The sequence below is a fragment of the Devosia sp. J2-20 genome (assembly GCF_055808475.1).
Window position 1 is genome coordinate 682,233 of record NZ_CM147870.1, and the last position, 26,313, is coordinate 708,545.

Here is a 26,313-nt window from a genome sequence, read left to right on the forward strand (position 1 = left end):
CGGGGTAACCCGGCGGCCTTTTTTCTAGCGGTGGTCGCCGCGCCGGCCAGTCGGGATGTTGTTGAAGTCGCCAGACGAAAGACCTATTTGAGGCTCATGCCAGCCAAAAAAGCCATTGTCCCAGCACTGACCAAAGAGTGGACGCTGCCGCCGGCTGCGACGCTTGGCTCGTCCGTGCGCACCAAGGGCATTTTGCTTGAGGTCCGCGCCCAACTGCCATCGGCCTTGAAAAAGGCGGTGGATGTGCGGGGAGCCGAGCTTATCGTGAGCATGCCCAAGACGGCAGCGGACGATTTCAAGGCGGTGTCGGCAGTGGTGTCCAAGACGCTGGTGGGTATTGAGAACCTGCCGGTCATTCCGCGCGAAATACAGGATATCCTGACTATCTCGCCGACGGAGCGGCACCGCTGGCTCAAGGATGGTCGCCTGCACAGCGCGGGGACCCGTACGGTCAAGCTGCGCGGGCGCGCCAAGAAGATCACCTTTCATGTGTTTGATCCCCGCCACGTCGAGGATGTGCTGGATCGCGATCTGATCGCTGTCTGGCGTGAGGATGATGCGGAGACGGCAGCCGAGAACAGGCGGCTGGCGGCGGGCAAGCGGGCGCTGGCACGGGTCGAGAAAACCCGCAGCAAGGAAGCGCCCGTTGCTGATGATGGTCCCGAGGATGCAGGGCGTCACAAGCTCAAGGGCTGGGCCGAGTTCGAGCGCGACGGTCTGCTGCGCTGACCGGTCGTCAGGACCGTCTGTTACTTCTCTATTTCAGCATCGTCGCGACTGCCCCACTCGGTCCATGAGCCGTCATAGACGGCGACCGATCGAGCGCCGGCCAGCTCAGCGGCAAGGGCCAGGGTTGCGGCCGTTATCCCCGAGCCGCAACTGGTGATCAGCGGCTTGTCCAAAGCGATGTCGCGCTCGGCGAACAGGGTGGCCAATTGCTCGGGCGATTTCATCTGTCCCGCTTCGGTCAGCAGGCTGACCGGCAGGTTCGATGAGCCGGGGATATGCCCGGCGCGCAGGCCCTTGCGGGGCTCGGGGACTTCGGCGTGAAAGCGCTGGGCAGGGCGGGCATCGGCAATCTGGCTGGCGCCATCCTGGCTGCGGGCGCGCACGGTATCAAAATCCGCGACGCGATCCGCGTCGAAGCTGGCATGGAATTTCTGCTTGGGACGGGCGACCAGTCCGATTTCGGTGGGGCGCTTTTCAGCGCGCCATTGCGGGCCGCCGCCCGAGAGAATGCGCACGTTCTGGGCCCCCATGGTCTTGAAAGTCCACCAGACACGCGGGGCCGAGAACAGGCCGATCTCGTCATAGATGACAATGGTCATGGTCTCGGAAATGCCCAGTGCGCCGACCATGTGGGCGAAGTCGGCCGGCGCGGGCAGCATGTGTGGCAGGGGGCTGTCGGTATCGGCGACGCCGTCGATATCGAAGAACACCGCGCCGGGAATATGGCCGGCCAGATAGTCGGCCTGGGCGTTGCGCGCGGCATTGGGCATGTGCCAGCTGCCATCGAGCACCACCAGATTGGGGTCGCTCAGATGGGCTGCCAGCCAGTCAGTGGTGACGAAAGGGTTGTCCACGGCCAGTCCTCGTAGTTTGGCAGGAAGATGAGCCCGCCAGAGCGCGAGGTCAAATGCCTAATTGGCCAGCACCAGCAAGTCCTTGCTGGCGAGGCTGATGGTGATCGCCTCGCCGCGCTTGGGCGGGGCGGAGCGTTGATCGTTAAACGTGTCCAGGCTGACAATGTTGCTTCCCAGGGCGACGCGGATGCGGATTACCGAGCCCAGGAAGGTGACGTCGGAGACGGTGCCTGTCAGCGTTACATCATTGCCCTCGCGGGCGCCAATGGTGAGCACTTCGGGGCGAACTGTCAGCACACTGTTAGCATTGAGCGCCACATCTGATGGCAGATCGGGCACGGTGAGGGGCTGGCCGTCAATGGTAACGGTCTTGCTGGCCGGATCGGTGACGACAACATCGAGATTGTTGAGGTGTCCCACGAAGGTGGCGACGAAACGGGTGGCCGGCTTGTTGTAGATCTCGTGCGGCGCGCCGAGCTGTTCGATATGGCCGGCATTCATCACCACGATGCGATCGGAAATCGACAGCGCCTCTTCCTGATCATGGGTGACGAAGACGGTGGTGATGCCCAGATCGAGCTGGATGGCACGGATCTCTTCGCGCAGCGACACGCGGATCTTGGCGTCGAGGGCCGAGAGCGGCTCATCGAGCAACAACATGCGCGGGCGCGGGGCAATGGCGCGGGCGAGGGCAACACGCTGCTGCTGTCCGCCGCTCATCTCATAGGGGTAGCGCTTTTCGAAGCCCGGCAGGCCGATCAGCTTGAGCATTTCATCGACGCGGGCGCGTCGTTCCTCGCGCGGAACGCCAGCGATCTTGAGACCGAAGCCGATATTGTCGCCGACATTGAGATTGGGGAACAGGGCATAGGCCTGGAACACCATGCCGAGCTGGCGCTGATTGGGCTTAAGCGTGGTGATGTCCTGCCCATCAATGGTGATGCTGCCCGAGGTGGGCGTCTCAAAGCCGGCGATCATGCGCAGAATGGTGGTCTTGCCGCAGCCCGAGGGCCCCAGCAGGGAGATGAACTCACCCTGGGCAAAGGAGAAGTCGACGGATTTGACCACGGTGTTGGCGCCGTAGGTCTTGGTGAGGCCGGAGACCTTGAGAAAATCAGATGCCATAATCAATCGGTCCTGGCGGAAGTGCGGGGGGCGAAGCGGCCAAGCACGTTGATCATGCCCATGGCACCCCAGGTGAGGATAAAGGAAATAATCGCCAAAGCCGCCGGCTCATAGGCGCGGTTGGCGCCGATATTCTGCAGATAGGGGCCAAAGGCCGGGCGGTTGAGCAGGCTGGCAATGACGAATTCGCCGATGACGATAGCGAAGGTCAGGAAGGCGCCTGAGAGCACGGCCACCAGAATGTTGGGCAGGATGATCTGGCCAATGATCTGGAAGGTATTGGCACCAGCGATCTGGGCGGCCTCGGTCAGGGTCTGCACATCGATGGTGCGCATGCCCGTATCGACGGCGCGATAGGTATAGGGCAGGGCCAGCGCGACATAGGCGAAGGTAAGCAGGATGTCGGTGCCCAGCGCACTGCCGGTGAAGGGGATGATCGAGCTGGAATTGTAGAGCCGCAGATAGCCATAGACCAGGATGATGGCGGGGATGATCAGGGGCAGCAGGGTGAAGAATTCCATGAAGGGGCGCAGCCAGGGCATGCGCAGCCGCACGAAATAGACGGCGGGCACGACAATGAGAATGCCCACCAGGATGGAGAATACCCCGATCATCACCGAATAGCTGAAGGTGGCCTGAAAGTTGGGATCGGAGAACACCGAGGCGTAGCTGTCAAAGCTGTAATAGCCGCGGCGCATACGCAGCGAAAATTCAAAGGTGGCAACCAGTGGCACCACGAAATAGGCGGCACCCATGAGAAAGACGACCCAGGCCCAGAAGCGGTTCTGTTTCATTTCATCCACCTTTCGGCGCGGGCCGAGATGATCAGATAGAGCACATTGGCGAGCGCGGTGATCACCACCATGCCCAACGCCAGCGCAGCGCCCAGGCCGGGGTTCTGCAGCGCGTCGCCCCGGATCTGGGCGTAGAGCAGGATGGGCACGATGTTGAGCGAGGAGCCGGTCAGGCCGTAGGCGGTGGCGATGGCGCCAAAGGCATTGGCGAAGAGCAGCGAGACGGTGCCCAGAAAACTGGGCCAGAGGATGGGCAGACCGATATAGCGCCAGAACTGCCAGGGCTGGGCGCCCAGGCTGGCGGCAGCTTCGCTCCACTCCTTTTTGAGCCCGTCAATGGCAGGCGCAATGATCAGGATCATCAGCGGGATCTGGAAATAGAGATAGGTCAGCGTCAGGCCCCAGAAGCTGAGCAGGTTGAACCCGGCGCGATAGATGTCGATGCCGAAGACCGTCTTGGCGATGATGGTGACCAGTCCCAGCCGACCCAGAGTGGCGATGAAGGCAAAGGCCAGCGGCACGCCCGCAAAATTGGAGGCGACGCCCGAAAAGGTCATGATGGCCGAGCGCAGCGGGGCGGGCAGGCGACCGCGAATAATGGCCAGGGCAATGGCCAGGCCGGCCAGTGCACCAATGATCGAGGAGGCGCCGGCAACGCGGATCGAAATCCAGTAGGCAGCCATGATCTGGTCGGTGAACAGGCCCAGAATATTGTCGAATGTGAACTCGCCATCGCGGCCGATAAAGGCGCCACCCAGCAAATACAGCGTGGGCAGGACGAGGAACATCAATCCGAAAAGGATGAAGGGCGCGACGCCCAGGAATTCCCAGGAGAAGCGACGGCGCGGTTTGGCGGCGATCACGTCGGTCATGTCTGGCTATCGCTCCCAGAGTGCGCACATGCGTGCCGGAAACGCGATCAATTCCCCCTGATGGGGAAAGAGGAAGGGAGCACCGCCCCCTTCCTGCGCGTCAATCTATCGGATCTATTCGACGTTGGCGCCGACGACCGAATCCCACTGGCTGGTGATCACTTCCTTGGCAGCGTTCTGCTGTTCAATGGAGGGGAACACGGCCTTTTCGTAGGCTGCGGCTGGCGGCAGTGCGTCCAGCATTTCCTGCGGAATTGCACCCTTGGCAGCCAGGTCGTTGAAGCGGATCGGGTGGCAGTAGCCAGCCAACCAGCCGAGCTGGCCTTCGTCGGAGTAGAGGTATTCCATCCAGAGTTTGGCAGCGTTTGGATGCGGCGCGTAGGCGGAGATAGCCTGAACATAAACGCCGGCCACGACGCCATTCTGAGGAACGACGATCTCGGCGAGCGGATTGCCTTCAAAGCTGTCGCGCCAGGCGAGCAGATTGTAGTCCCATGCAACCACGATCGGGGTGGTGCCCTGAGCCAGCGAAGCTGCCTTGCCGATGACAGGAACGAAATTGCCCTTGGCATTGAGATCGCCAAAGAACTTCAGACCCGCTTCAGCAGCGCCATCAGCATCGGCACCGGAGGCCAGACCAGCGGCATAAACCGACTGGATAGCCTGGGCGGATGCGCGTGGATCGCCAGCAAGAGCGACAGCATTGGCGTATTCGTCATTGGCCAGATCGGCCCAGTCGGTTGGCGAGGTGTCCAGAATGTCCTTGTTCACCAGCATGGCCATCACGCCATAATAGTCGCCATACCAGTAGCCATCGGCATCCTTGGCATCGTCAGGGATCGTGTCCCAGGTCGAGACCTTGTAGGGCTGGATCAGGCCATCGGCCTTGGCGGCAGGACCAAAGGACAGGCCGACGTCGATCACGTCAGGTGCCTGTGGACCCATATTGCCCTGATTGGCCTTGATGGCTTCGATTTCGTCGGCAGAGCCCGCATCGGGGTTCAGTTCGTTGACGGTAATGCCGGGGTATTTTGCCTTGAAGCCGGCGATCACATCGCCATAGGCACACCAGTTGTGCGGCAGGGCGATGGTGGTCAGCTGGCCTTCTTCCTTGGCGGCTTCATAGAGCGCGTCAAGGTCGACCTGGGCAAAGGCGGGGGCAGAAACGGCAAGCACGGCAAGCACCGAGACGGATGCGCCGAGCGATTTCTTGATGGACATGTTCAGTCTCCCTGAAAAGTCGTACGTCGACACTCTTTGATGAGCATCGCGACGGACCGGGTGGGAGTAGTAAGGCCACATGACAAGGCGATGACGGCCCGATCAGCTCTGCTGATCCATCATCAGACGGACCGTTACAGTGCTGTCTTGCTGAAATTGCCTCCCTCGTGTGCCCATGCGCCCCCTCCGGCCGCATTTGTGACAGTGCGCTATTGTGACAGTTTCGTCCAGATGGTCAAAAATTGGATTTGCGGACTGTGGAATATCGGTTTGGGCGCAAGTGTCGAGACGCATTGAGGAAATTGGCAGTAGGCGAAACAAGAGTGTCTCCGCACATTAGAATGCTTCTAAGTTATTGATTTGTCATTTGATTTTGTAACCTGACTTTGATAGTCCGCTTTCAAGTTCAACCTCAGGAGGATCAGCCATGATCTCGACCGGTGTCCGCACCCTGCGCAGCCTTGCCATCGCCCTTACCCTATCGGTGGCCCCCGTCGCAGCCTATGCCGCCGCGCCTGCAGAGGCCGATGTGCTCGCCAATTACGCCGATCTGGCGCTGGCGGGCTATGAGGATTCGCTGAGCACGGCCAAGGCGCTGGACGCGGCGATCGATGCGCTGATCGCTGATCCGAGCGCCGCCAATCTGGATGCCGCCAAGGATGCCTGGAAGGCCGCCCGCATTCCCTATCAGCAGACCGAGGCGTTCCGCTTCGGCAACCCGATCGTCGATGAGTGGGAAGGGCGCGTGAATGCCTGGCCGCTGGACGAGGGCCTGATCGACTATGTCGACGCCTCCTACGGTACCGAGAGCGACAGCAATGCGCTTTATGTGGCCAATGTCATCGCCAATCCCAAGATCTCCATTGATGGCGAAGAGCTCGATGCCACCGACATCACACCCGCGCTGCTGCAGGAACATCTGCAGGAAGCGGCCGGCGTGGAATCCAATGTGGCGACGGGCTATCACGCCATCGAATTCCTGCTGTGGGGGCAGGATCTGAACGGCACCGACGCTGGTGCCGGGGCGCGTGAGTACACCGATTACTCAACCGCCGAGCACGCCGATCGCCGTGCAGCCTATCTCAAGGCGGCCTCGAGCCTGCTGGTATCGGACCTTGAGGAGATGGTGGCCAACTGGACCGCTGATGGTGCCGCGCGCGCGGCGCTGCCCGATCTGGGGATTTCGGCGATCCTGACCGGCATGGGCTCGCTCAGCTTTGGGGAAGTGGCCGGCGAGCGCATGAAGCTGGGCCTGTTGCTGCATGATCCGGAAGAAGAGCATGACTGCTTCTCGGACAATACCCATGCGTCCCATCTCAACGACGCCGTGGGCATTCAGAATGTCTATCTGGGCAAATATACCCGCGTGGACGGTTCGGTGGTTGAAGGCCCTGCGCTGGCCAGCGTGATTGCCGACCATGACGCCGAACTGGACGCTGAAATCCAGGCCTTGCTGGCCGATACGGTGGCCAAGATGCAGGCGATGGCTGACCGCGCTGAAGCTGGCGAAGCCTATGACCAGCAGATTGGCGAAGGCAATGCCGAGGGCAATGCGGTGGTACAGGCAGCCATTGACGGGCTGATCGCCCAGACGCGTGGCATTGAGCGCGCCGTGGCGCTGCTCGAGCTGGGCGATGCGGTGACCATTGAGGATAGCGACAGCCTGAGCAAACCGGACGCAGTGTTCGAATAAAGCCAACCTGCCATTGGCAGTCCAATGACAGGCCGCGGCGTCTTTTACGACGTCGCGGCCATTTGAGTTCTTGCAGCAAAACGGCTAGTCAACGCGCCATGAAAACACCTCTGAGCATCGCCCTGATTGTCCTGCTCGCGAGCGGTGTCGCCCTGGCGGAAGATGCCGGGGTGCGCAGCGATCTGACGCCGGAGGATCTGGCGCGCGTGCAGCGGGTGACGGCACCGACGACGGATTTCTCCAAGGCGGAGAATTTCGAGGCCAAGCCGGCGGGCAAGGGCACCACGACATTTGCTGCAAATGCAGACTCGTTCAGCCATTTTCTGGACAATCTCAGCTTTGAACAGGAAGGCCAGTTCAAGCTGGGCAATGCGCTGTTCCGCAAGATCTGGGTGAGCTCGCCCAGTTCAACCCAGGCGTCGGACGGGCTGGGGCCGCTGTTCAATGCGCGCGGCTGCCAGAGCTGCCATATCAAGGACGGGCGGGGGCATCCCCCGTTTGAGGGGCAGGCCGAGAATGTCTCGATGTTTTTGCGCCTGTCGGTGCCGCCGGGCGAACATGATACCCGCGTGGGGATTGACGGGGTGTTTGCCGGGGAGGTGGGTGACCCCACCTATGGCGGGCAGCTGCAGGATTTTGCCGTGCCCGGCCTGATGGGCGAGGGGCGCATGGTGATCGATTATAGCGATCTGCCGGTGACGCTGGGCGATGGCAGCGTGGTGACGCTGCGGGCGCCGACATATTCGGTGGCCGATCTCAATTACGGGCCGATGGCCGAGAATGTGATGCTGTCGCCGCGGCTGGCAAATCCGATGATCGGGTTGGGGCTGGTAGAGGCCATTCCAGCGCAGGACATTCTGGCCCATGCCGATCCGCAGGATGCGGAGGGGGACGGAATTTCAGGGCGCGCCAACTGGACGATTGAGCCGGCCAGCCAGTCTGTGATGCTGGGGCGGTTTGGCTGGAAGGCGGGCAAGGCCACCATAGCCAGCCAGTCGGCAGCGGCCTTTGCCGGCGATATCGGGATTTCCTCGCCGCTGGTGAATACCCCGTTTGGCGATTGCACCGAGAACCAGCCCCAATGTCTGGCCATGCCCACGGGCGAGCAGGCGCGGCTGGGACCCAGCGAAGCGCCCGATCCGGTGATGGCGCTGGTGACGTTTTATTCGCAGACGCTGGGGGTTCCCGAGCGGCGCGATGTGGACGCGCCCAATGTGCTGGCCGGCAAGCAGGCGTTTTACGCGGCGGGCTGCGCCAGTTGCCACGTGCCCAAATTCGTGACCAGCCGCGATGCGGAAAACCCGGCGCACCGGTTTCAGCTGATCTGGCCGTATTCGGATTTCCTGCTGCATGACATGGGCGAAGGGCTGGCCGACCACCGGCCCGAGGGCATGGCGGATGGCTTTGAGTGGCGCACGCCGCCGCTATGGGGCATCGGGCTGACCGAGGCGGTTTCGGGGCACAGCTTTTTCCTGCATGATGGTCGGGCCCGCAATCTGACCGAAGCCATTCTGTGGCATGGCGGAGAAGCGCAGGCGGCGCGCGATGCGTTTGCCGCCCTGTCACCGGCCACGCGTGACGACCTGTTGAGTTTCCTGGGATCCCTGTAAATGCGCATATTGCTGATCGCCGTGATGATGCTGGCTCTGGGCGGGGGCGCGCAGGGGCAGTCGCTACCCAAGCCGATGGCGGCGGAGGCCGTGTTGCGCGCGGCGGTGGTCGATGTGATCCGGCCCAGCGTGATCCGGTTCGATGCGGTCAGTCGCGGGCTTAAAAGCGCCGTCGGTTCGCTGTGTGCGGAGCCGGATGCGGGCGGGCTGGCGATCGCCAGGCAGGAATTCGGCCAGGTAGTTGTGGCCTATGGCAAGGTCGATTTCCTGCGCCTTGGTCCGCTGATGGAAGACAATCGTGCGGAGCGGCTGTTCTTCTGGCCGGATCGCCGCGGCATCGGGCTCAAGCAAGTGCAGGCCATTCTGGCGGAGCAGGATGCGCTGGCGACCGACCTTGCGGGCCTGAAGGCCAAAAGCGTGGCCGTGCAGGGGCTGGGGGCGCTGGAATTTGTGCTGTTCGGCACCGGATCGGAAAGCCTGAGTGGCGCAGAGGGGGCGTTTCGCTGCGCCTATGGCAGCGCGATTGCCGCCAATATTGCGGAGATCGCCAAGGCGCTGGTGGCGGGCTGGTATCTGCCCAATGGCGTGGCCGACCGGCTGCAGGCGCCGCGGGCGGAGTATGCCGACTACCGCTCCAATATCGAGGCGCTCGAAGAGATTGTCGGGCTGGTGGCACATGGCAGCGAGGCGCTGCGCGACAAGCATCTCAAGCCCTTTATGGCCAGCGCGGAAAAGGCGGCAGCGCCCAAGCTGGCCGCATTCTGGCGCTCGGGGCTGACGATGGACTTTGTACGCGCCAATATCGAGGGCATGCGAGCGCTGGTGGCGCTGTCGGGCGTGGCGCGGGCCGTTGGCGATATGGATCAGGGGCTCGACAACACGATCGACTTTGAATTTCGCAATGCGATCCGGGCGCTGGATCTGGTGACGCTGCCGGTGGCTGAGGCAGTGGCCGATGACAAGCAGGCCAAGGCGCTTGATTATCTGGTGTTGGTGACGGGCTCGCTGCAGGGGATTGTGGGTGAGCAATTGTCGGCGGCGCTGGGGCTGAGTGTCGGGTTTTCGGCACTGGACGGCGACTGATCATGTGGCAGCGGCGGGCATTTTTGCAGGCGGCGGGTGCGGGCTTTGCCGCCAGTCTGATGCCGCGGCAAAGTCTGGCGCTGGAGCGCACGGCACTGGTGTTTGCCAGCGCGGTGCAGACGGCCAAGGGGCGCTATGGCGCCGTGCTGCTGGGCGAGGCAGGCGAGCTGATTGCCAGCATTGATCTGCCCGACCGGGGGCATGATGTGACGATCAGCCGTGCGGCGGGGCGCGGGGTGGTTTTTGCGCGCCAGCCGGGGACCTTTGCGGTGGTGTTTGACCCGGCGGGGCAGGAAGCGCCGCTGACGCTGACCAGCGTGACAGGGCGGCACTTTTTCGGGCACGGCGTGTTCTCGCCCGATGGCAGGCTGCTCTATGCCACCGAGAGCGATTTCGACGCCGCGCAGGGCGTGGTGGGGATTTATGACGCTACCGATGGCTATCGGCGGCTAGGCGAGTTTCCGACCCATGGCACCGGCCCGCATGAAATGCTGCTGATGCCCGACGGGGTGACGCTGGTGGTGGCCAATGGCGGGATCGAGACCCATCCCGATTATGGCCGGAGCGAGCTCAATATCGAGACCATGGACCCCTCAGTTGTGTTTATCGACCGACGCGATGGCGCGCTGGTGGGCCAGTTGCGGCTTGATGGTGGCCTGCATCAGCTTTCGATCCGGCATATGGCGATCGATGCGCGCAGCCGGGTGTGGTTTGGCTGCCAGTATAAGGGGGCGCCGAGCCAGAGCCCGCAGCTGGTCGGCTATGCGAGCATGGACGGGGTCATCAAGCTGATCAACTTGCCCAATGATACGCTCCGTGACCTGCGCAATTATGTGGGCTCGGTGGCGGCCTCGGCCGATGGCAATACCATTGCGATTTCCTCGCCCGAGGGTGACCTGCTGGTGGCGATTGATGCCGATGCAGGGCAGCCCAGACTGGTGCAGACCCTGCGCAGCGGTTGCGGGCTGGCCGCGGACGGCGCCGGCTTTGTGGCCAGCAGCGGCATGGGCGAGTTGATCGGTGTCGGTGAGAATGAACGCGCGCCGCAACACTATGATTTCCAGTTCGACAATCACATGCTGCGGGTGTGAGGCTGATGACGGGGCGTACTCTGCCATGACGCTGGATACGCTGCGCGATGCCATCACCCAGGCCCTGGGCGCACCATCGCCATTGACCGCCATTGCCGGGGGCGACGAGTCTGCGGCCTATGAATTTGACTGTAACGGGCAGGCGTTCATTGCGCGGGTGTCTGCGTCGGCACGGGGTTTTCGAAAAGACCGGCTGATCCAGCAACGCCATGGTGGGGTTCTGCCTATTCCGGTGATCCGCGCGATTGTGCCCGTGGGGCAAGCGGAATGGCTCTGCATATCCGAGCGCGCCGGGGGCACGACGCTGCAAGACACCGAGGCGGCCGATGTGGCCCGCGCATGTGCGGGCGTTGCCACCGTGTTGCGCGATATCGGGAGCATCGACATGGCGGATGCTGGCGGTTTTGGATGGCTTGATCAGGCGGGCAGGGCGCAGATGCCGAGCTGGCGCCACTTTCTGGGCGCTGTGGCGGACCCGGTCCACTATGACTGGGCCCGCATTGCGGACCGGGGGCGGGGAGGCAAACCTAGCGCACTCCTGGCACGGCTGCAGGAACTGGCGGCGCATTGCCCGGAGAAAGCCTGCCTGGTGCATGGCGATTTCGGCTCCAGCAATGTGCTGTGTGCCGACGGCAACGTGACCGCTGTGATCGACTGGTCAGATGCGCTGGTGGGTGACCCGCTCTATGATGTGGCCAATCTGGTGTTCTGGCGCGGCTGGCTCGATTGCATGGAGCAGCAGGCGCAGTTCTATGAACAATACGCCCCCGCCGCATTGGGCGACCCTGATGTGCTGGATTGCTACATGCTGCGGATCGGGCTGCAGCGCCTGTTCGAAGCGGTGCGCGAGGGTGACCGCAAAGTCGCCGACTGGTTGCTGGCGCGGTGTGTGGCTATTGCGAGCTGAGGCCCAGCTTCCGCCTGTTAGATTGGCGCGGGGCCGGTGCTTTCGCGCAGGACCAGTTCGACGGGCCAGAGCTCGTGAATGTCGGCGGCCGGTTTGCCGCTGAGGATCTGCAGGATGAGTTCGGCGATACGTACACCGGCCTGATTGATCGAGGAGCGGGTGGTGGACATGGTGGGGTACATGTTGTCGGCGTTGAGATAGGGAAAGACGTCGTCATGGGCGATCAGGGAAATATCCTTGCCCAGTACCAGTCCGGCTTGGCGGATGGCGCGGAAAACCCCGAGCGCCGTCATCATTGATCCTGCCAGAAACGCTGTGGGGCGGGGCGTCTGAGCGAGCAGGTCATGAGCGGTACGGAAGGCGATTTCGTCGCTGAACACGCTATTGCTCATCAAGGCTGGGTCGGGCGTGATGCCGCGCGCCGCCAGAGCCTTGCGGTAGCCGGTCTCGCGATGCACGGCGAAGGTGCGATCCTTGATGCCGTTGAGCAGAGCGATGCGGCGGTGACCCAGATCCAGCAAATGGCTGGTGGCGCGTTCCATGGCACCGGCATTGTCGATGTCGAACCAGGCCAGAGGCGTGCCAATATCAGTGCGGCCATGGAGCACGAAGGGAATGCCCAGCTGTAGCAACAGTTTGGCGCGCTCATCGTGCAGGGTCGGGGAGTGCAGAATGATCGCGTCGACCTTCTGGCTGGCGGCTATGCGGCGATAGGCGGCAACCTCATCCTGATAGGACTGAACGGTGGTGACGATGATATCCATTTCTTCTTCGGCCAGCCGTCCGCCGACGCCACTGAGAAACTCGCTAGTGTGGGGGCCGAATTCGGATGAGCCGCGCAGCACCATGCCGATTGCACCAGCGCGGCCGGTGGCCAGCCGCAGGGCATTGGCGTTGGGGCGGTAGCCCAGCCGGGCTGCGGTTTCTGCAACGCGTAGCCGGGTGGCTTCATTGACCTCTGGATAGCCATTGAGCGCACGGCTGACAGTGGTCTGTGACAGGCCGAGATGCTCGGCCAAATCTTTCAGTCTCATAAGCGTTCATGGCTCTCGGCACAGGCGCGATTGCAGAAGAGCGCCTTGTCTGGCACATTGATCCAACAGCCTGTGTCGCGAGCAGCTGACCTGCGGAGTCAAGCAGATCGGCTTTCTCCTCCTGCTTTATTCAAAGCGATTTCAAATTTTCACGCAAGGGCACAGTTTGCGCTGGTGGGTGGCTATACAGCCAGTTTAACGTTGCAAAGGCCCAATTTGCTGCTGTGCGAGGAAGATCGCGAAAAACGCTGGTTTTTGCCAATCTGTATCGATTGCAAACGTCATATGCCGATGCTAGGTCAGTTGTGCGCTTGACTCAGAATGGGCGCTCTGGTTGTTTTTTGGTTCAAAGCGCTTTGAGATTTCTGGCCAGTCCGGCCGTATAATCGGGTGCTTGTCGGGAGGACGAGGCAATCCAGCTGACGCATCGCGCGTCGGCCGCCTTGGTATTGCCTCCCGATCATTCTGCTACTTGGGAGGAAATCCTATGAAATTCAATATGATGGCAACGGCAATGCTGCTCGGCGTCTCGCTGGCAGCAACCAATGTCCAGGCTCAGGAACTGATGTTCCCAAAGGGCGAAGGCGCGTTTAGCTGGAGCGCTCTGGAAGAGTTTGCCGCCGCTCATGGCGATCTGTCCGGCGATACTCTGACGATCTGGGGTCCCTGGCGCGAAGGCGGCGATCAGGAGATGTTCCAGAGCGTTCTGGCCTATTTTGAAGATGCCACCGGCGTGACGGTGAAATACGCATCCTCGGAAAACTATGAGCAGCAGGCACAGATCGATGCCGCCGCTGGTTCATCGGCAAACATCACCATCCTGCCGCAGCCTGGTCTGCTGGCTGACATGGCCTCCAAGGGCTATCTGGTGCCGCTGTCGGCCGAGGTTCAGGCCCGCGTCGAGTCCGAGCACGCTGCTGGTTCCTCGTTCGTGTCGCTTGGCACATACAAGGATGCGGCTGGCGCAGACGAATTCTACGCCATTCCCTACAAGTCCGATCTGAAGTCGCTGGTGTGGTATTCGCCAGATAACTTCGCTGATGCCGGCTATGACGTGCCGCAGAGCTATGAAGACCTCAAGGCCCTGACCGAGCAGATCGTCGCCGATGGCGGCACGCCCTGGTGCATTGGTCTGGGTTCAGGCGGCGCCACCGGCTGGCCAGCGACCGACTGGGTCGAAGACATCATGCTGCGCATCAACACCCCCGAAGATTATGACGCATGGGTCAGCAACGACCTCAAGTTCAATGATCCCAAGGTGATTGCTGCGCTCGACGAATTCGGCTGGTTCGCCAAGACCGAAGACTATGTCGATGGTGGCGTTGCTGCTGTCGGAACCACCGATTTCCGTGAAAGCCCACTGGGTCTGTTTGCAGTGCCGCCGGCCTGCTACATGCACCATCAGGCTTCGTTCATCCCATCCTTCTTCCCAGAAGGCACCGAGCTGGGCGTTGATGCGGACTTCTTCTACTTCCCCGCTTCGACCGAGCGTGATCTGGGCAAGCCAGTTCTGGGTGCAGGCACCCTGGCTGTCGTGACCAAGGACTCGCCAGCAGCTCAGGCGTTCATCGACTTCCTGATGAACCCGATCTCGAACGAGGTCTGGATGGCTCAGTCGGGCTTCCTGTCCACGCTCAAGGCTGCCAATGTCGATACCTACGCCAATGACACCCTCAAGGGCGAAGGCGAAATCCTGCTCAATGCAACCACGTTCCGCTTCGATGGTTCGGATCTGATGCCAGGTGCCATCGGCGCCGGTAGCTTCTGGACCGGCATGGTGGACTTCGTGGGCGGCAAGTCGGCTCAGGAAGTTGGTGACGAAATCCAGGCCAGCTGGGACGCGATCAAGTAGTTCAGCTATAAAGCTGAAGCAGGGACCGGCGGCACGCCGCCGGTCCCACCCAAAAGAATTCAATGGGGAGGACGGCACGTGGGCGATGTGCTGCAGCAGATTTTTGGCGCCGCAATTGCGATCGCCGTGGCGCTTGCCGCCTGTGTCGCCTATTTCTGGGGGACCAACTGGCTCCTGGACCGGTTCCTCAATTCAGACAATGTAACTGGCGCAGACGTGACGCGTCGCGACAAGCTTCGCGACAGCATCCGGCCCTGGCTGTTCCTGCTGCCGGCATTGTTGTTCCTGTCGGTCTATCTGGTTTACCCGGTGTTCGAGACGCTGCGGCTGAGCCTGCTGGACAAGACCGGGCGCAATTTCGTTGGCTTCGACAATTATATCTGGGCGCTGTCGGACGGCAATTTCCAGCGCTCGGTGCTCAACAACGCCATGTGGCTGATCGTGGTGCCCTCGCTGGCAACAGCGTTTGGCCTAGTGATCGCCGTGCTGGCGGACAAGCTGTGGTGGGGCAATCTGGCCAAATCGCTGGTGTTCATGCCCATGGCCATCTCGTTTGTCGGCGCCTCGGTGATCTGGCGGTTCGTCTATGACTATCGCGGCGAAGGCGATGTGCAGATTGGTCTGCTCAACGCCATCGTCACCGGGTTCGGCCTGCCGCCGCAGGCCTGGATCACCATTCCGTTCTGGAATTCGGTGTTCCTGATGATCATTCTGGTGTGGATCCAGACCGGCTTTGCCATGGTGATCCTGTCCGCAGCGCTGCGCGGTATTCCCGAGGAAACGCTGGAGGCCGCCCGCATCGATGGTGCCAGTGACATCCGGATCTTTTTCGACATCATGATCCCGCAGATCATGGGCACCATCGTTGTGGTGTGGACCACCATCACCATCGTGGTGCTCAAGGTGTTCGACATTATCTTCGCGATGACCAATGGCCAGTGGGACACCGAGGTGCTGGCCAATTTCATGTTCAAGTGGATGTTCGTGAACTTTGACTATGGCCGAGGCTCGGCCATCGCCGTGGTGATCATGCTGGCCGTGCTGCCGATCATGATCTGGAACATTCGACGCGCCAATGCAGAGCAGGGGACACGATAATGACCGCTGTCGCCGAAAACACCGAACTGACGCGCGCAACCACAAGCCGGCCGAACTGGCTGCGCAAGATCAAGATGGGTCGCCTGCTGACCCATTTCATGCTGCTGTTTCTGGTGGCGCTGTGGACCCTGCCGACCGTGGGGCTGCTGGTCTCGTCGCTGCGCGACAAGGATCAGCTGGCCGTTTCGGGCTGGTGGACCGCCATGAGTGCGTCGGAATCGCTGGGCGTGACCCGCATCGGCACCGCCGCGGATCAGGTGGCCGAAGGCGGCCAGTTCGTGATCAGCGGCAATGTGTTCGGTAGCGATACCAACAAGCAGCTGGGCGGGTTTGGCCTGAGCAATAGCGAGCCAGCGGCCACCGAGCCGGGCGGCAGCATGGAGATGAAAGAGGGCGGCACCATTACCGTTGCGGCCGATGGCAGCTTCAACTGGACCTCACCGAGCGAATTTACCCATACGCGCGGGCCGCGCATCTTCTATCTGGCGCAAATCGCGCCGCGCTTTACGCTCGACAATTACTACGAGGTGCTGACGTCCAACGGGGTGTGGCGCAGCTTCGTCAACTCGTTCACCGTCACCATTCCGGCCACGATCATTCCGATCCTGATTGCGGCGTTCGCCGCCTATGCCCTGGCGTGGATGCGGTTCCCGTTCCGCGGGTTCATCGTGGCGCTGGTGGTGGGGCTGCTGGTGGTGCCGCTGCAGATGTCGCTGATACCGCTGCTGACGCTCTACAACCAGCTGGCGCAGATGTTCGGGGCCGAGGATGGCAAAACCTATCTGGGGATATGGCTGGCCCACACCGCGTTCGGCCTGCCGCTGGCGATCTATCTGCTGCGCAATTACATGGTCGGGCTGCCCAAGGAGATCATGGAATCTGCCCGCATTGATGGCGCATCGCATTTCAAGATTTTCACCGGCATGATCCTGCCGCTGAGCTTTCCGGCGCTGGCGTCGTTCTCGATCTTCCAGTTCCTGTGGGTGTGGAATGATCTGCTGGTGGCCATGGTGTTCCTGGGGGCGCAGCAGGATCGACTGGTGCTCACCGGCAAGCTGGTGAGCCTGCTCGGCTCGCGCGGCAATAACTGGGAAATCCTCACGGCTGGCGCGTTCATCACCATTGTGGTGCCGCTGATCGTGTTCTTTGCGCTGCAGCGCTACTTCGTCCGCGGATTGCTGGCGGGTTCGGTCAAGTAAGTCGGGCAAACGGCCTGCAACTGCCTATTGGCGGTTCAAAGAAGAAAGAAGAGCGGATCGTGACAAACCTCAAGCTCACCGACCTCAGCAAGCGTTACGGCCAAGTTGAGGTGCTCAAGCACATCAATCTCGACATCAAGTCGGGCGAGTTCATGGTGTTTGTCGGCCCCTCGGGCTGCGGCAAGTCCACGCTGTTGCGCTGCATTGCCGGGCTCGAAGAGATCACGGGCGGCACGCTGGAGATCGAGGGTGAGGTGGTCAATGATCGCGCGCCGTCCAAGCGCGGTATCGCCATGGTGTTCCAGAGCTATGCGCTGTATCCGCACATGACGGTTTACGACAACATGGCCTATGCGCTCAAAATCGCCAATGCGCACAAGGACGAGATCGAGACCAAGGTGGCGGCCGCCGCCGAGCAGCTGCAGCTGACACCCTATCTGCAGCGTCTGCCGGGCCAGCTTTCGGGCGGTCAGCGCCAGCGTGTCGCCATTGGTCGCGCCATTGTGCGCGATCCCAAGGTGTTCCTGTTTGACGAGCCGCTATCGAACCTGGACGCCGCGCTGCGTGTGGCGACCCGCATCCAGATCGCCAAGCTGCACGAGACCATGGTCAAGACTACCATGATCTACGTGACCCATGACCAGGTTGAAGCCATGACGCTGGCCGACCGCATCTGCGTGCTGCGCGATGGCCGGATCGAACAGGTCGGCACCCCGCTCGAGCTTTACGAGCAGCCGCAATCGCTGTTCGTGGCCGGCTTTATCGGCTCGCCCAAGATGAATTTGATCGAGGGCGACAAGGCCAAGCCATTCAACGCCCATACCGTCGGTGTGCGCAGCGAGCACATGACGGTTTCGCCCGATAGCGGCACCTGGAGCGGTACGGTGATCCATACCGAAAATCTGGGCTCGGACAGCTATGTCTATATCGACATGGGGCAGGAAGAGCCGGTGGTGGTGCGGGTCGACGGGTCGACCAAATATCGCAGCGGCGACACGATCCACTTCTCGCCAGTGGACGACAAAATCCATCGCTTCGACACCAATGGCAAGCCGATCAGCTGAGGCCGCCAGCCAAAGGCCGCGCGGGCATTTCCGGGCCCTGAGCAGGGCGGGAGCGGCGGCAGCGCGTTTATCAAGAGCGGTACAGGTCAGCCCTGTGCCGCTCTTTTTGTATCTTGGCCTTGCGGCGGACTGAGTGGGTGTGTGGAATGATCATCCCACCGGAAACTGGAATACGCGCGAATCCAAAGCGGTTTCAAATTCTCGGTTCGGCCAGCGGATGCGCTCCAAGGTTTTGAGGTGCGTACATCATGGAGCGCACTATCCCCAGGCAGACGTAGAATTCTGATGCCCCCTAACACTTTGAAATACCTTATACAAACTCCCGCGCTGCGATTGTGGTGTCGGCAGTACTTTGTCAGGATGCTTGACAGATTTTGGACGCTCTGCTTCTTTTTGTCCAAAGCGCTTTGAAAACGCCGGCGAAACAGCTGCGGAGAGTGCTTTTGAGGGAGGAGAAGCGGGATGGGGCCAGCGCAATGCGCTGGCTGCAACTGCGCGCTTTCCCGAAAACTGCTTCATTCGGGAGGACTATTTATGAAAATCAACAAACTGCTCGTTGGCCTTTTGACCAGCGTCACGCTCGTCATGGGCTCGGCCCAGGCAGCCGAATTGTCCATGGTGTCGGGCGATACCGGCAATGGGCTGGCGTTTCTGCGCACCCAGCTTGACCGCTTCGAAGCGGAAACCGGCAACACCGTAACCATCGTGCCAATGCCCTCTTCGACCTCTGACCAGTTCGGTCAGTATCGTCTGTGGCTGGCCGCCGGCAATGCCGATATCGACGTGTATCAGACCGATGTGATCTGGGCGCCGCAATTGGCCGATCAGTTTCTGGACCTGACCGAGGCGGCCAAGGACGTGGTGGCTGATCACTTCCCATCGATCATCGAGTCGCAGACCGTTGACGGCAAGCTGGTCGCCATGCCCGCCTTCACCGATGCGCCTGCGCTGTACTACCGCAAGGACCTGCTGGAAAAATACAACAAGCCCGTGCCCACGACCTGGGACGAAATGGCTGCTACCGCTCAGGAAATCATGGACGCCGAGCGCGCAGCCGGTGCCAGTGAAATGTACGGATTTGTGTTCCAGGGCAATGCCTATGAAGGCCTGACCTGCGATGCGCTTGAGTGGGTTGTGTCCAATGGCGGCGGCCAGATCGTGGAGCCCGATGGCACCATTTCGATCAACAACGCACAGGCAGCTGCCGCGATTGAGCGCGCTGCCAGCTGGATCGGCACCATCTCGCCAGAAGGCAATCTGGCTTATCAGGAAGAAGAAAGCCGTGGCGTTTGGCAGCTCGGCAATGCCGTGTTCATGCGCAACTGGCCCTATGCCTATCAGCTGGGCAATGGCGACGATTCGGCTGTGAAGGGCCTGTTCGACGTGGCACCTCTGCCCATGGGTGACGGCGAAGGCGCCCGCTCGGCGGCAACGCTGGGTGGCTGGAACGTGGCGGTGTCGAAGTACTCGCCTGATCCTGAAGAAGCCATCAAGCTGGCTCTTTTCCTGTCCTCGCCAGAGGTGCAGAAGGAACGTGCCATCAACCAGTCCAACCTGCCCACCATCGTTTCGCTCTATGACGATGCCGACGTTGCCGCTGCCCAGCCGATCATTCCGAGCTGGAAAGAGGTGTTCCTCAATGCAGTGCCCCGTCCCTCGGCGCCTACCAAGGTGAAGTACAACGAGGTTTCCTCGCTGTTCTGGAGCGCTGTGCATGACACGCTTTCGGGCAATGGCTCGGCTGCCGAGAACCTCGAAATTCTCGAAGCTGATCTGAGCGAGCTCAAGGGCGACGCCTGGTAAGACCTCCCAAGCCTGCAGGGCGGACGACGGGTCGTGCCGTTGCCCGCCCTGGCCAAAAAAGAGCAAGACGGGAGAGCATGAATGGCGAGCGATATGGTGGCGAGCGGTCCCGTCGTGGTGGTCAAGGGGCGAACGGAGCTCAGCAAGCAACGCCTGACGGCAGCGCGCTGGTTTCTGCTGCCGATGCTGGCGGCGCTGTGCGTGGTGGCGGGGTGGCCTCTGCTGCGCTCGATCTATTTCTCCTTCACCGACGCCTCGCTGACAGATCTGTATGGCGCCGAGTTCATCGGTTTTGGCAATTACCTGCGCTGGACGACACTCGATAGCGGCAAGACCATCTATCGCGGCCTGCTGGTGGATGGCGCGTGGTGGAATGCTGTGTGGAACACGCTGCGCTTCGCGTTCTGGTCGGTGAGCTTTGAAGCCGTGCTCGGCATGATCGTGGCGCTGGTGCTCAATGCCGAATTCAAGGGGCGCGGCATTGTGCGTGCGGCCATTCTTATTCCATGGGCGATCCCCACCATCGTATCGGCCAAGATGTGGGCCTGGATGCTGAACGACCAGTTCGGCATTCTCAATGATCTGGGCCTGCGGTTGGGTCTGCTCAGCCAGAAGGTGGCCTGGACCGCCAGTGCTGATACGGCAATGACCGCCGTGCTGATCGTCGACATCTGGAAAACCACGCCGTTCATGGCGCTGCTGATCCTGGCCGGGCTGCAAATGATACCCAAGGATATCTATGAGGCCGCCGACCTCGACGGAGTGCATCCGGTCAAGCAGTTCTTTGCCATCACCCTGCCGTTGGTGCGACCCGCGCTGATGGTGGCGATCATCTTCCGCCTTCTCGACGCGCTGCGCATTTTCGATCTGATCTATGTGCTGACGCCCAACAGTTCGGCGACCAAGACCATGAGCGTGCTGGCGCGTGAAAACCTGTTCGATTTCGACAAGTTTGCCTACGGCTCGGCGCAATCGACGTTGCTGTTCCTGATCATCGCGATCCTGACCGTATTGTATATCTGGCTGGGCAAGGTCCGGTTTGACGGGGGAGACCGCTAATGGGCGCGACATTCGATCTGTGGAAGCTCACCAAGACGGTGGCCTTCTACGCGCTGGTGGTGGTCATCGTGGTGGTCTCGGTCTTCCCGTTTTACTACGCCATCCTGACCAGCTTCAAATCGGGCACCGACATCTTCCGGGTGACCTATTGGCCGGTCTCGTTCAGTCTTGAGAACTATACGGCGGTGCTTAATCAGGGCAGCTTTCCACGCAATCTGCTCAACTCCGTGTTTGTGGCTTCGGTAACGGTAATGCTGGCGCTGTTTCTGGCAGTCACGGCCGCCTTTGCGCTCAGCCGCGTGCGGTTCCGCGGGCGGGGCTTCTTGCTGATGGTCATTCTGGCGGTGTCGATGTTCCCCCAGATCGCCGTATTGGCGGGGCTGTTCGAGGTGATCCGAGCACTGGGTATCTACAATACGCCCTGGGCTTTGATCTTCAGCTACACCATCTTCACGCTACCCTTCACGGTGTGGGTGCTGACCACCTTCATGCGGGATCTGCCGATCGAGATCGAGGAAGCGGCCATCGTCGACGGCGCCAGTCCTTGGGTCATCATTACCCGCGTGTTCATGCCGCTGATGTGGCCGGCGCTGGTGACCACGGGCCTGCTGGCCTTTATCGGGGCGTGGAATGAGTTCCTGTTCGCACTGACCTTCACGTCATCGAACGAGACACGCACCGTACCAGTGGCCATCGCGCTGCTCTCGGGCGGTTCGCAATACGAAATTCCCTGGGGGATCATCATGGCCGCGTCGGTGATCGTCACCGTGCCTCTGGTGTTCCTGGTGCTGGTGTTCCAGCGCAAGATTGTCAGCGGTCTGACCGCTGGCGGCGTCAAAGGTTAAGGAGCAAAACTCATGGCAAGCATCGAGCTTCGCAATATTCGCAAGGCCTTTGGCGCAGTTGAGGTGATCAAGGGCGTCGATCTGGAAGTCCGCAAGGGCGAGTTCATGGTGTTTGTCGGCCCCTCGGGGTGTGGCAAGTCCACCTTGTTACGGCTGATCTCGGGGCTGGAGGACATCACCTCTGGCGAGATGCTGTTCGATGGCAAGGTGGTCAATGCGCTGGCGCCGTCCAAGCGCGGCATCGCCATGGTGTTCCAGAGCTACGCGCTTTACCCGCACATGACGGTTTACGACAACATGGCGTTCGGGCTGACGCTGGAAAAGGGTCAGACCAAGGACGCCATTCGCCAGCGGGTGAAAAAGGCAGCGGAGATGCTGCAGATCACGCCCTATCTGGACCGGTTGCCCAAGCAGCTCTCGGGCGGCCAGCGGCAGCGCGTGGCGATCGGGCGCGCGATCACGCGCGACCCCAAGGTGTTCCTGTTCGACGAGCCGCTGTCCAATCTGGATGCGGCGTTGCGTGTGGCGACCCGCATCGAGATCGCCAAGCTGCACGAGGAAATGGACAACGTCACCATGATCTATGTGACGCATGATCAGGTCGAGGCGATGACGCTGGCGGATCGGATCTGTGTGCTGCGTGATGGGCTGATCGAGCAGGTGGGGTCGCCCATGGAGCTTTATGAAAAGCCCAATTCGGTGTTTGTGGCCGGGTTTATCGGCTCACCGAAGATGAACTTCATTTCGGGCGACAAGGCTGCGGCATTCGACGCCCACACAGTGGGTATTCGCGGCGAGCATTTGACCATCGTGCCTGAAAATGGCACGTGGTCAGGCAAGGTCATCCACAGGGAAAACCTGGGCGCTGACAGCTATGTCTACCTTGAAATGGGGACCGAAGAGCCGATCGTGGTGCGTCTTGATGGCGCCAATGACTACAAGAGCGGCGATGTGGTGCACATCTCGCCGGTCGCCGAGCGGATTCACCGCTTTGACGCGGCCGGCAAACCGATCGCCTAAAAGCTGATAATCTGCAGGGGGCGTCAAACTCTGGTCATCCGGAGCGCTCACTGCATCACTGTCGATCAGGCTGCGCCTCGTACTCCCTGCGGTGCCGGTCCGGTCGATCTAGCATGCCAACAGATTGTCGTGTCGCGCCTGTCTGCGACACCATCAAAGGAGAATTCCCATGGCTATCCGCACACTGGTCTGGGGCGAGAACGTCCACGAACAGAAGAACAAGGTCGTTGCTGACAATTATCCCGAGGGGATGCACAACCAGATTGCCAAGCTGCTGGCCAGCGACAGCAATATCGTGACCAAGACCACCACACTGCAGGAGCCTGAACATGGCTGCACCGTGGAGGCGCTGGCCAAAACCGATGTGCTGATCTGGTGGGGGCATGCCGCCCATGGCGATGTGGCCGACGAAATCGTCGAGCGGATCGCCCAGCGGGTCTGGGAAGGCATGGGGCTGATCGTGCTGCATTCGGGGCATTTCTCGAAGATCTTCAAGCGCCTGATGGGCTCGCCCTGTGCGCTGCACTGGCGCGAAGCGGGCGAGCGCGAGCGGCTGTGGGTGACCACACCGGGTCATCCGATCGCCAAGGGCCTGCCAGCGTTTTTCGAGCTGGAAATGGAAGAGATGTATGGCGAGCCCTTCAGCGTGCCAGAGCCGCTCGAAACGGTGTTCGTCAGCTGGTTCCAGGGGGTGAGGTGTTCCGCAGCGGACTGACCTATCGTCGGGGCGCAGGCAATATCTTCTACTTCCGCCCGGGGCACGAAACCTATCCGACCTATCACGATGACACGGTCGGCCTGGTGCTGCGCAATGCGGTGAACTGGGCGTATAACTCAAGCCAGCATCCCGAGCTGCTCGATGCCCCCAACACACCGGTGGATCAGGCACTCGAAAAGATCGAAGAGCGCGGGCCCAAGCTGCATCACGACGGCGAAGAAGGCTTCAAATAGGGCAATGCCGATGTCCAGGTGAGACAGCCCGAGCGGACCATGGCCTGCGCGGCGGTCCACTCGCGGTTTGGTGAGGGTGAGCCCTCTACACGAACCTGACCGGGATATCGGCCCTTTGATGTGCGCCACGCAGAAGTGGATGGCACACCGGTACGCCGGGCCAAAAAACTCTGAGGATGTCATGTTGGCCTGCGCCGGCATGACATCGACAACAACTCCTAAAAGAGGTGACCGTGGGGTCGCCGAAGGATCAAGAATATGCGTCTGCTCATTCTGGGGACTGGTGGCATGGCCAACACCCATGCCAAGCACTTTGCTGCCATTGACGGGGTGACCCTGGTTGGCGGGGTGGATGTGGACCCGGCACGGGTCGAGGCGTTCAATCTGGTGCATGGCATTGAACGCGGCTTCGGCTCGCTGGATGCGGCCATTGCCTGGGGCCAGTTTGACGCCATTGCCAATGTGACGCCTGACTCGATCCATCACCCGACCACCATGGCGGCGCTGCGGGCGGGCAAGCATGTGTTCTGCGAGAAGCCGCTGGCGACCGATCATACCAAGGCCATGGAAATGACCGAGCTGGCCGAGCAGATGGGCCTGATCAACATGGTCAACCTGACCTATCGCAATGTCAGCCAGCTGCAAAAGGCGCGCGAGATCGTGCAGTCCGGCGCGGTGGGCAAGGTCAAGCATTTCGAGGCCAGCTATCTGCAGAGCTGGCTGGTGTCCAAGGCCTGGGGCGACTGGCGCACTGAAAGCCAGTGGCTGTGGCGGCTATCGAAAAAGCATGGCTCGAACGGCGTGCTGGGTGATATCGGCGTGCACATTCTGGACTTTGCGGCCTTTGGTGCGGGTAGCGATTTCTCCAAGGTCTTCTGCCGGCTCGAAACCTTCGACAAGGCCGAAAACAACCGGATTGGCGAATATGACCTGGATGCCAATGACAGCTTCGCCATGACGGCGCAGCTCGAGAACGGGGCGCTGGGCGTGATCCATGCCACGCGCTGGGCGACCGGGCATTTCAATGAATTGCGGCTGCGGGTTTATGGCGAACTGGGCTCGGTGGAAGTGCAGCACCGCCATGACTGGAGCAAGCTGCTGACCTGTCTGGGCGACGATGCGGAAACCGGCACCTGGACAGAAGTGGCGGTGGATCCGGTGCCAACCAATTACATGCGCTTTGTCGATGCGGTGCGGGCGGGCAAGAATGACGAGCCCAGCTTCCGCCACGCGACCAATATCCAGACCGTGCTGGATCTGGCGACTGCGTCTGACCGCGATCGGCTGGAGCTCAAGGTCTAGACCCCGCTGCGTCAAGCGGTGGTTCAGGCAAGAAAAAACCCCGGCCGGAAGGCCGGGGTTTCCCGTTTCAGGGTGATGATCGCTTAGGCGCGGTCATCGACATAAACGGTGACCGAACCATCGGCCTGGCTGTGCACGGCGACAACGTCGTCAGCAGCAAAGCCCTGGGCTTCCAGCTTGGCCTTGATGGCGGCATTACCGTCAATATTGTCGTGCAGCGTGGCTGCGCCTTCGGCATTGGCCGCGATGGCGCTGTCGATGCCAGCCGCTTCGGTGGCTGCGTCGCCTTCAAGTGAAGACAGCAGGACGATATTGACCTGGGCTTCATCGGTGATGGCGCTGAGGTCGACATCGGCCGAACCGGAGATAGCCGCGGTCACCGAGGCGTAGCTGTGATCAGCCGCATCGGCAGCGGTGCTCATGGCATTGGTCGATGCGTTGGCATCAGCACCGACAGTTGCGTCCGCACCGGCATCGCCAGCTGGGGTTTCAACGTTGACGCCGGCGCCAGCATCGACACCGACAGCTGCATCCTGTGCCAGAGCAGGCAGGGCGCTTGCGGACATCAGGGCTGCAATGGTGGTTGCGAGAATGGTCTTGTTCATTTGGTCTCTCCTAAGGTGGGTTATGCCCCCCACTTGGACAGTCGAGACAATGATGAACGGCGACGTTGGTTGCAGGAATTTCGATCACGAAATGAAAAATGTCAGGCACATTTTTGCCATAGTGTGCATCTTGTAACCCGTTGCACGCGTTCCAAATAATACGGGTACACAAGAGGAAGCGTCACTATGGGAATACTCTGGGCCATCATCGTTGGTTTTCTGGCCGGTTTGATCGCCAAATGGATCACGCCGGGCGACAACAGGCCGAGCGGGTTCATCCTGACCACCGTGCTGGGTATTGTCGGCTCGCTGCTGGCGACCTGGCTGGGGCAGGCCATTGGCTGGTATGGCGCCGGTGATGGCGCTGGTTTCATCGCCTCGATCCTGGGGGCGGTGATCATCTTGCTGGCCTGGACGCAGTTGGCGCGTCGCTAGGCATCAGCAGGCTGAACAGGTTGCAGTAAAAAGGGCGCCCGATGGGCGCCCTTCGTGTTTGCAACTG

At 61.1% G+C, this 26,313-nt stretch carries 23 protein-coding genes and 1 pseudogene; 17 read left to right on the plus strand and 7 right to left on the minus strand.

Annotated elements, in window-relative coordinates:
• Nucleotides 1–96: 96 nt before the first annotated feature.
• Nucleotides 97–729 (plus strand): hypothetical protein, encoded by a 633-nt coding sequence (locus AC0L37_RS03325; protein ID WP_282222012.1) that lies wholly within the window; start codon nt 97–99, stop codon nt 727–729.
• A gap of 20 nt (nt 730–749) precedes the next feature.
• On the opposite strand, the gene sseA is transcribed toward AC0L37_RS03325, so the two are convergent.
• The 5 genes from sseA to AC0L37_RS03350 all read right to left on the minus strand — a co-directional run bounded on the left by sseA (nt 750) and on the right by AC0L37_RS03350 (nt 5,595).
• A complete protein-coding gene (gene sseA, locus AC0L37_RS03330) occupies nt 750–1,583 on the minus strand; it encodes a 3-mercaptopyruvate sulfurtransferase (RefSeq protein WP_348984712.1) in 834 nt (277 codons plus the stop codon).
• Nucleotides 1,584–1,640: 57 nt separating this feature from the next.
• The gene (locus AC0L37_RS03335; RefSeq protein WP_212657030.1) at nt 1,641–2,708 is read right to left on the minus strand and encodes an ABC transporter ATP-binding protein; all 1,068 of its coding nucleotides are present in this window, start codon (nt 2,706–2,708) and stop codon (nt 1,641–1,643) included.
• Between the two features lie 2 nt (nt 2,709–2,710).
• Nucleotides 2,711–3,502: an ABC transporter permease gene (locus tag AC0L37_RS03340; protein ID WP_212657031.1), complete on the minus strand. Its 792-nt coding sequence runs from the start codon at nt 3,500–3,502 to the stop codon at nt 2,711–2,713.
• Complete coding sequence (locus tag AC0L37_RS03345; protein ID WP_282222011.1) at nt 3,499–4,374, minus strand: ABC transporter permease; 876 nt, start codon at nt 4,372–4,374, stop codon at nt 3,499–3,501. Before AC0L37_RS03345 ends, AC0L37_RS03340 begins: the two co-directional genes overlap by 4 nt.
• 114 nt (nt 4,375–4,488) lie before the next feature.
• Nucleotides 4,489–5,595, minus strand: coding sequence for an ABC transporter substrate-binding protein (locus AC0L37_RS03350; protein ID WP_212657033.1), 1,107 nt, complete (start codon nt 5,593–5,595; stop codon nt 4,489–4,491).
• A 427-nt stretch (nt 5,596–6,022) separates the two neighbouring features.
• Here AC0L37_RS03350 and AC0L37_RS03355 point away from each other — a divergent pair, with 427 nt between their 5' ends.
• The 5 genes from AC0L37_RS03355 to AC0L37_RS03375 all read left to right on the plus strand — a co-directional run bounded on the left by AC0L37_RS03355 (nt 6,023) and on the right by AC0L37_RS03375 (nt 11,979).
• Nucleotides 6,023–7,288: an imelysin family protein gene (locus AC0L37_RS03355; protein WP_282222010.1), complete on the plus strand. Its 1,266-nt coding sequence runs from the start codon at nt 6,023–6,025 to the stop codon at nt 7,286–7,288.
• A gap of 98 nt (nt 7,289–7,386) precedes the next feature.
• Nucleotides 7,387–8,898, plus strand: a complete 1,512-nt coding sequence (locus AC0L37_RS03360) for a di-heme oxidoreductase family protein (RefSeq protein ID WP_282222009.1) — start codon at nt 7,387–7,389, stop codon at nt 8,896–8,898.
• Entirely contained in the window at nt 8,899–9,981 is a 1,083-nt protein-coding gene (locus AC0L37_RS03365) for an imelysin family protein (RefSeq protein WP_282222008.1), read from the plus strand.
• 2 nt (nt 9,982–9,983) lie between these two features.
• Entirely contained in the window at nt 9,984–11,072 is a 1,089-nt protein-coding gene (locus tag AC0L37_RS03370; protein WP_282222007.1) for a DUF1513 domain-containing protein, read from the plus strand.
• A 25-nt stretch (nt 11,073–11,097) separates the two neighbouring features.
• The gene (locus AC0L37_RS03375; RefSeq protein WP_282222006.1) at nt 11,098–11,979 is read left to right on the plus strand and encodes a phosphotransferase family protein; all 882 of its coding nucleotides are present in this window, start codon (nt 11,098–11,100) and stop codon (nt 11,977–11,979) included.
• A gap of 17 nt (nt 11,980–11,996) precedes the next feature.
• Here the strand turns inward: AC0L37_RS03375 and AC0L37_RS03380 are convergent, their stop codons facing one another.
• Nucleotides 11,997–13,013 carry a substrate-binding domain-containing protein gene (locus AC0L37_RS03380; RefSeq protein WP_212657039.1) on the minus strand — a complete coding sequence of 339 codons (1,017 nt, stop codon included), beginning with the start codon at nt 13,011–13,013 and terminating at the stop codon, nt 11,997–11,999.
• A 502-nt stretch (nt 13,014–13,515) separates the two neighbouring features.
• Here AC0L37_RS03380 and AC0L37_RS03385 point away from each other — a divergent pair.
• The 10 genes and pseudogenes from AC0L37_RS03385 to AC0L37_RS03430 all read left to right on the plus strand — a co-directional run bounded on the left by AC0L37_RS03385 (nt 13,516) and on the right by AC0L37_RS03430 (nt 25,206).
• Complete coding sequence (locus tag AC0L37_RS03385) at nt 13,516–14,865, plus strand: ABC transporter substrate-binding protein (RefSeq protein ID WP_269371109.1); 1,350 nt, start codon at nt 13,516–13,518, stop codon at nt 14,863–14,865.
• 90 nt (nt 14,866–14,955) lie between these two features.
• A complete protein-coding gene (locus AC0L37_RS03390) occupies nt 14,956–15,963 on the plus strand; it encodes a carbohydrate ABC transporter permease (protein ID WP_249327697.1) in 1,008 nt (335 codons plus the stop codon).
• Between the two features lie 74 nt (nt 15,964–16,037).
• On the plus strand, nt 16,038–17,162 hold the full coding sequence (locus tag AC0L37_RS03395; protein ID WP_249327698.1) for a carbohydrate ABC transporter permease: 1,125 nt from the start codon (nt 16,038–16,040) through the stop codon (nt 17,160–17,162).
• Between the two features lie 59 nt (nt 17,163–17,221).
• A complete protein-coding gene (locus AC0L37_RS03400; RefSeq protein ID WP_269371057.1) occupies nt 17,222–18,226 on the plus strand; it encodes an ABC transporter ATP-binding protein in 1,005 nt (334 codons plus the stop codon).
• Nucleotides 18,227–18,760: 534 nt separating this feature from the next.
• Nucleotides 18,761–20,029 carry an ABC transporter substrate-binding protein gene (locus tag AC0L37_RS03405; RefSeq protein WP_282222005.1) on the plus strand — a complete coding sequence of 423 codons (1,269 nt, stop codon included), beginning with the start codon at nt 18,761–18,763 and terminating at the stop codon, nt 20,027–20,029.
• 93 nt (nt 20,030–20,122) lie between these two features.
• Nucleotides 20,123–21,088: a carbohydrate ABC transporter permease gene (locus tag AC0L37_RS03410; protein WP_212659071.1), complete on the plus strand. Its 966-nt coding sequence runs from the start codon at nt 20,123–20,125 to the stop codon at nt 21,086–21,088.
• Nucleotides 21,088–21,933: a carbohydrate ABC transporter permease gene (locus AC0L37_RS03415; RefSeq protein ID WP_212657043.1), complete on the plus strand. Its 846-nt coding sequence runs from the start codon at nt 21,088–21,090 to the stop codon at nt 21,931–21,933. Before AC0L37_RS03410 ends, AC0L37_RS03415 begins: the two co-directional genes overlap by 1 nt.
• 12 nt (nt 21,934–21,945) lie before the next feature.
• The gene (locus AC0L37_RS03420; protein ID WP_282222004.1) at nt 21,946–22,953 is read left to right on the plus strand and encodes an ABC transporter ATP-binding protein; all 1,008 of its coding nucleotides are present in this window, start codon (nt 21,946–21,948) and stop codon (nt 22,951–22,953) included.
• A gap of 169 nt (nt 22,954–23,122) precedes the next feature.
• Nucleotides 23,123–23,904: pseudogene (locus AC0L37_RS03425) on the plus strand (ThuA domain-containing protein).
• Between the two features lie 258 nt (nt 23,905–24,162).
• The gene (locus AC0L37_RS03430) at nt 24,163–25,206 is read left to right on the plus strand and encodes a Gfo/Idh/MocA family protein (RefSeq protein ID WP_269371051.1); all 1,044 of its coding nucleotides are present in this window, start codon (nt 24,163–24,165) and stop codon (nt 25,204–25,206) included.
• A gap of 83 nt (nt 25,207–25,289) precedes the next feature.
• On the opposite strand, the gene AC0L37_RS03435 is transcribed toward AC0L37_RS03430, so the two are convergent.
• Nucleotides 25,290–25,811, minus strand: a complete 522-nt coding sequence (locus tag AC0L37_RS03435; protein WP_269371049.1) for a hypothetical protein — start codon at nt 25,809–25,811, stop codon at nt 25,290–25,292.
• Between the two features lie 186 nt (nt 25,812–25,997).
• On the opposite strand from AC0L37_RS03435, the gene AC0L37_RS03440 reads away from it, so the two are divergent.
• Entirely contained in the window at nt 25,998–26,246 is a 249-nt protein-coding gene (locus AC0L37_RS03440; RefSeq protein WP_282222003.1) for a GlsB/YeaQ/YmgE family stress response membrane protein, read from the plus strand.
• The last annotated feature ends 67 nt before the right edge of the window (nt 26,247–26,313 follow it).

What these genes read in the sequence shown, in the direction of transcription:
- AC0L37_RS03325 (WP_282222012.1), top strand. Translation starts at nt 97, where the DNA reads ATGCCAGCCAAAAAAGCCATTGTCCCAGCACTGACCAAAGAGTGGACG.
- AC0L37_RS03335 (WP_212657030.1), bottom strand. Translation starts at nt 2,708, where the DNA reads ATGGCATCTGATTTTCTCAAGGTCTCCGGCCTCACCAAGACCTACGGC.
- AC0L37_RS03340 (WP_212657031.1), bottom strand. Translation starts at nt 3,502, where the DNA reads ATGAAACAGAACCGCTTCTGGGCCTGGGTCGTCTTTCTCATGGGTGCC.
- AC0L37_RS03345 (WP_282222011.1), bottom strand. Translation starts at nt 4,374, where the DNA reads ATGACCGACGTGATCGCCGCCAAACCGCGCCGTCGCTTCTCCTGGGAA.
- AC0L37_RS03350 (WP_212657033.1), bottom strand. Translation starts at nt 5,595, where the DNA reads ATGTCCATCAAGAAATCGCTCGGCGCATCCGTCTCGGTGCTTGCCGTG.
- AC0L37_RS03355 (WP_282222010.1), top strand. Translation starts at nt 6,023, where the DNA reads ATGATCTCGACCGGTGTCCGCACCCTGCGCAGCCTTGCCATCGCCCTT.
- AC0L37_RS03360 (WP_282222009.1), top strand. Translation starts at nt 7,387, where the DNA reads ATGAAAACACCTCTGAGCATCGCCCTGATTGTCCTGCTCGCGAGCGGT.
- AC0L37_RS03365 (WP_282222008.1), top strand. Translation starts at nt 8,899, where the DNA reads ATGCGCATATTGCTGATCGCCGTGATGATGCTGGCTCTGGGCGGGGGC.
- AC0L37_RS03370 (WP_282222007.1), top strand. Translation starts at nt 9,984, where the DNA reads ATGTGGCAGCGGCGGGCATTTTTGCAGGCGGCGGGTGCGGGCTTTGCC.
- AC0L37_RS03375 (WP_282222006.1), top strand. Translation starts at nt 11,098, where the DNA reads ATGACGCTGGATACGCTGCGCGATGCCATCACCCAGGCCCTGGGCGCA.
- AC0L37_RS03380 (WP_212657039.1), bottom strand. Translation starts at nt 13,013, where the DNA reads ATGAGACTGAAAGATTTGGCCGAGCATCTCGGCCTGTCACAGACCACT.
- AC0L37_RS03385 (WP_269371109.1), top strand. Translation starts at nt 13,516, where the DNA reads ATGGCAACGGCAATGCTGCTCGGCGTCTCGCTGGCAGCAACCAATGTC.
- AC0L37_RS03395 (WP_249327698.1), top strand. Translation starts at nt 16,038, where the DNA reads ATGGGTCGCCTGCTGACCCATTTCATGCTGCTGTTTCTGGTGGCGCTG.
- AC0L37_RS03405 (WP_282222005.1), top strand. Translation starts at nt 18,761, where the DNA reads ATGAAAATCAACAAACTGCTCGTTGGCCTTTTGACCAGCGTCACGCTC.
- AC0L37_RS03410 (WP_212659071.1), top strand. Translation starts at nt 20,123, where the DNA reads ATGGTGGCGAGCGGTCCCGTCGTGGTGGTCAAGGGGCGAACGGAGCTC.
- AC0L37_RS03415 (WP_212657043.1), top strand. Translation starts at nt 21,088, where the DNA reads ATGGGCGCGACATTCGATCTGTGGAAGCTCACCAAGACGGTGGCCTTC.
- AC0L37_RS03420 (WP_282222004.1), top strand. Translation starts at nt 21,946, where the DNA reads ATGGCAAGCATCGAGCTTCGCAATATTCGCAAGGCCTTTGGCGCAGTT.
- AC0L37_RS03430 (WP_269371051.1), top strand. Translation starts at nt 24,163, where the DNA reads ATGCGTCTGCTCATTCTGGGGACTGGTGGCATGGCCAACACCCATGCC.
- AC0L37_RS03435 (WP_269371049.1), bottom strand. Translation starts at nt 25,811, where the DNA reads ATGAACAAGACCATTCTCGCAACCACCATTGCAGCCCTGATGTCCGCA.
- AC0L37_RS03440 (WP_282222003.1), top strand. Translation starts at nt 25,998, where the DNA reads ATGGGAATACTCTGGGCCATCATCGTTGGTTTTCTGGCCGGTTTGATC.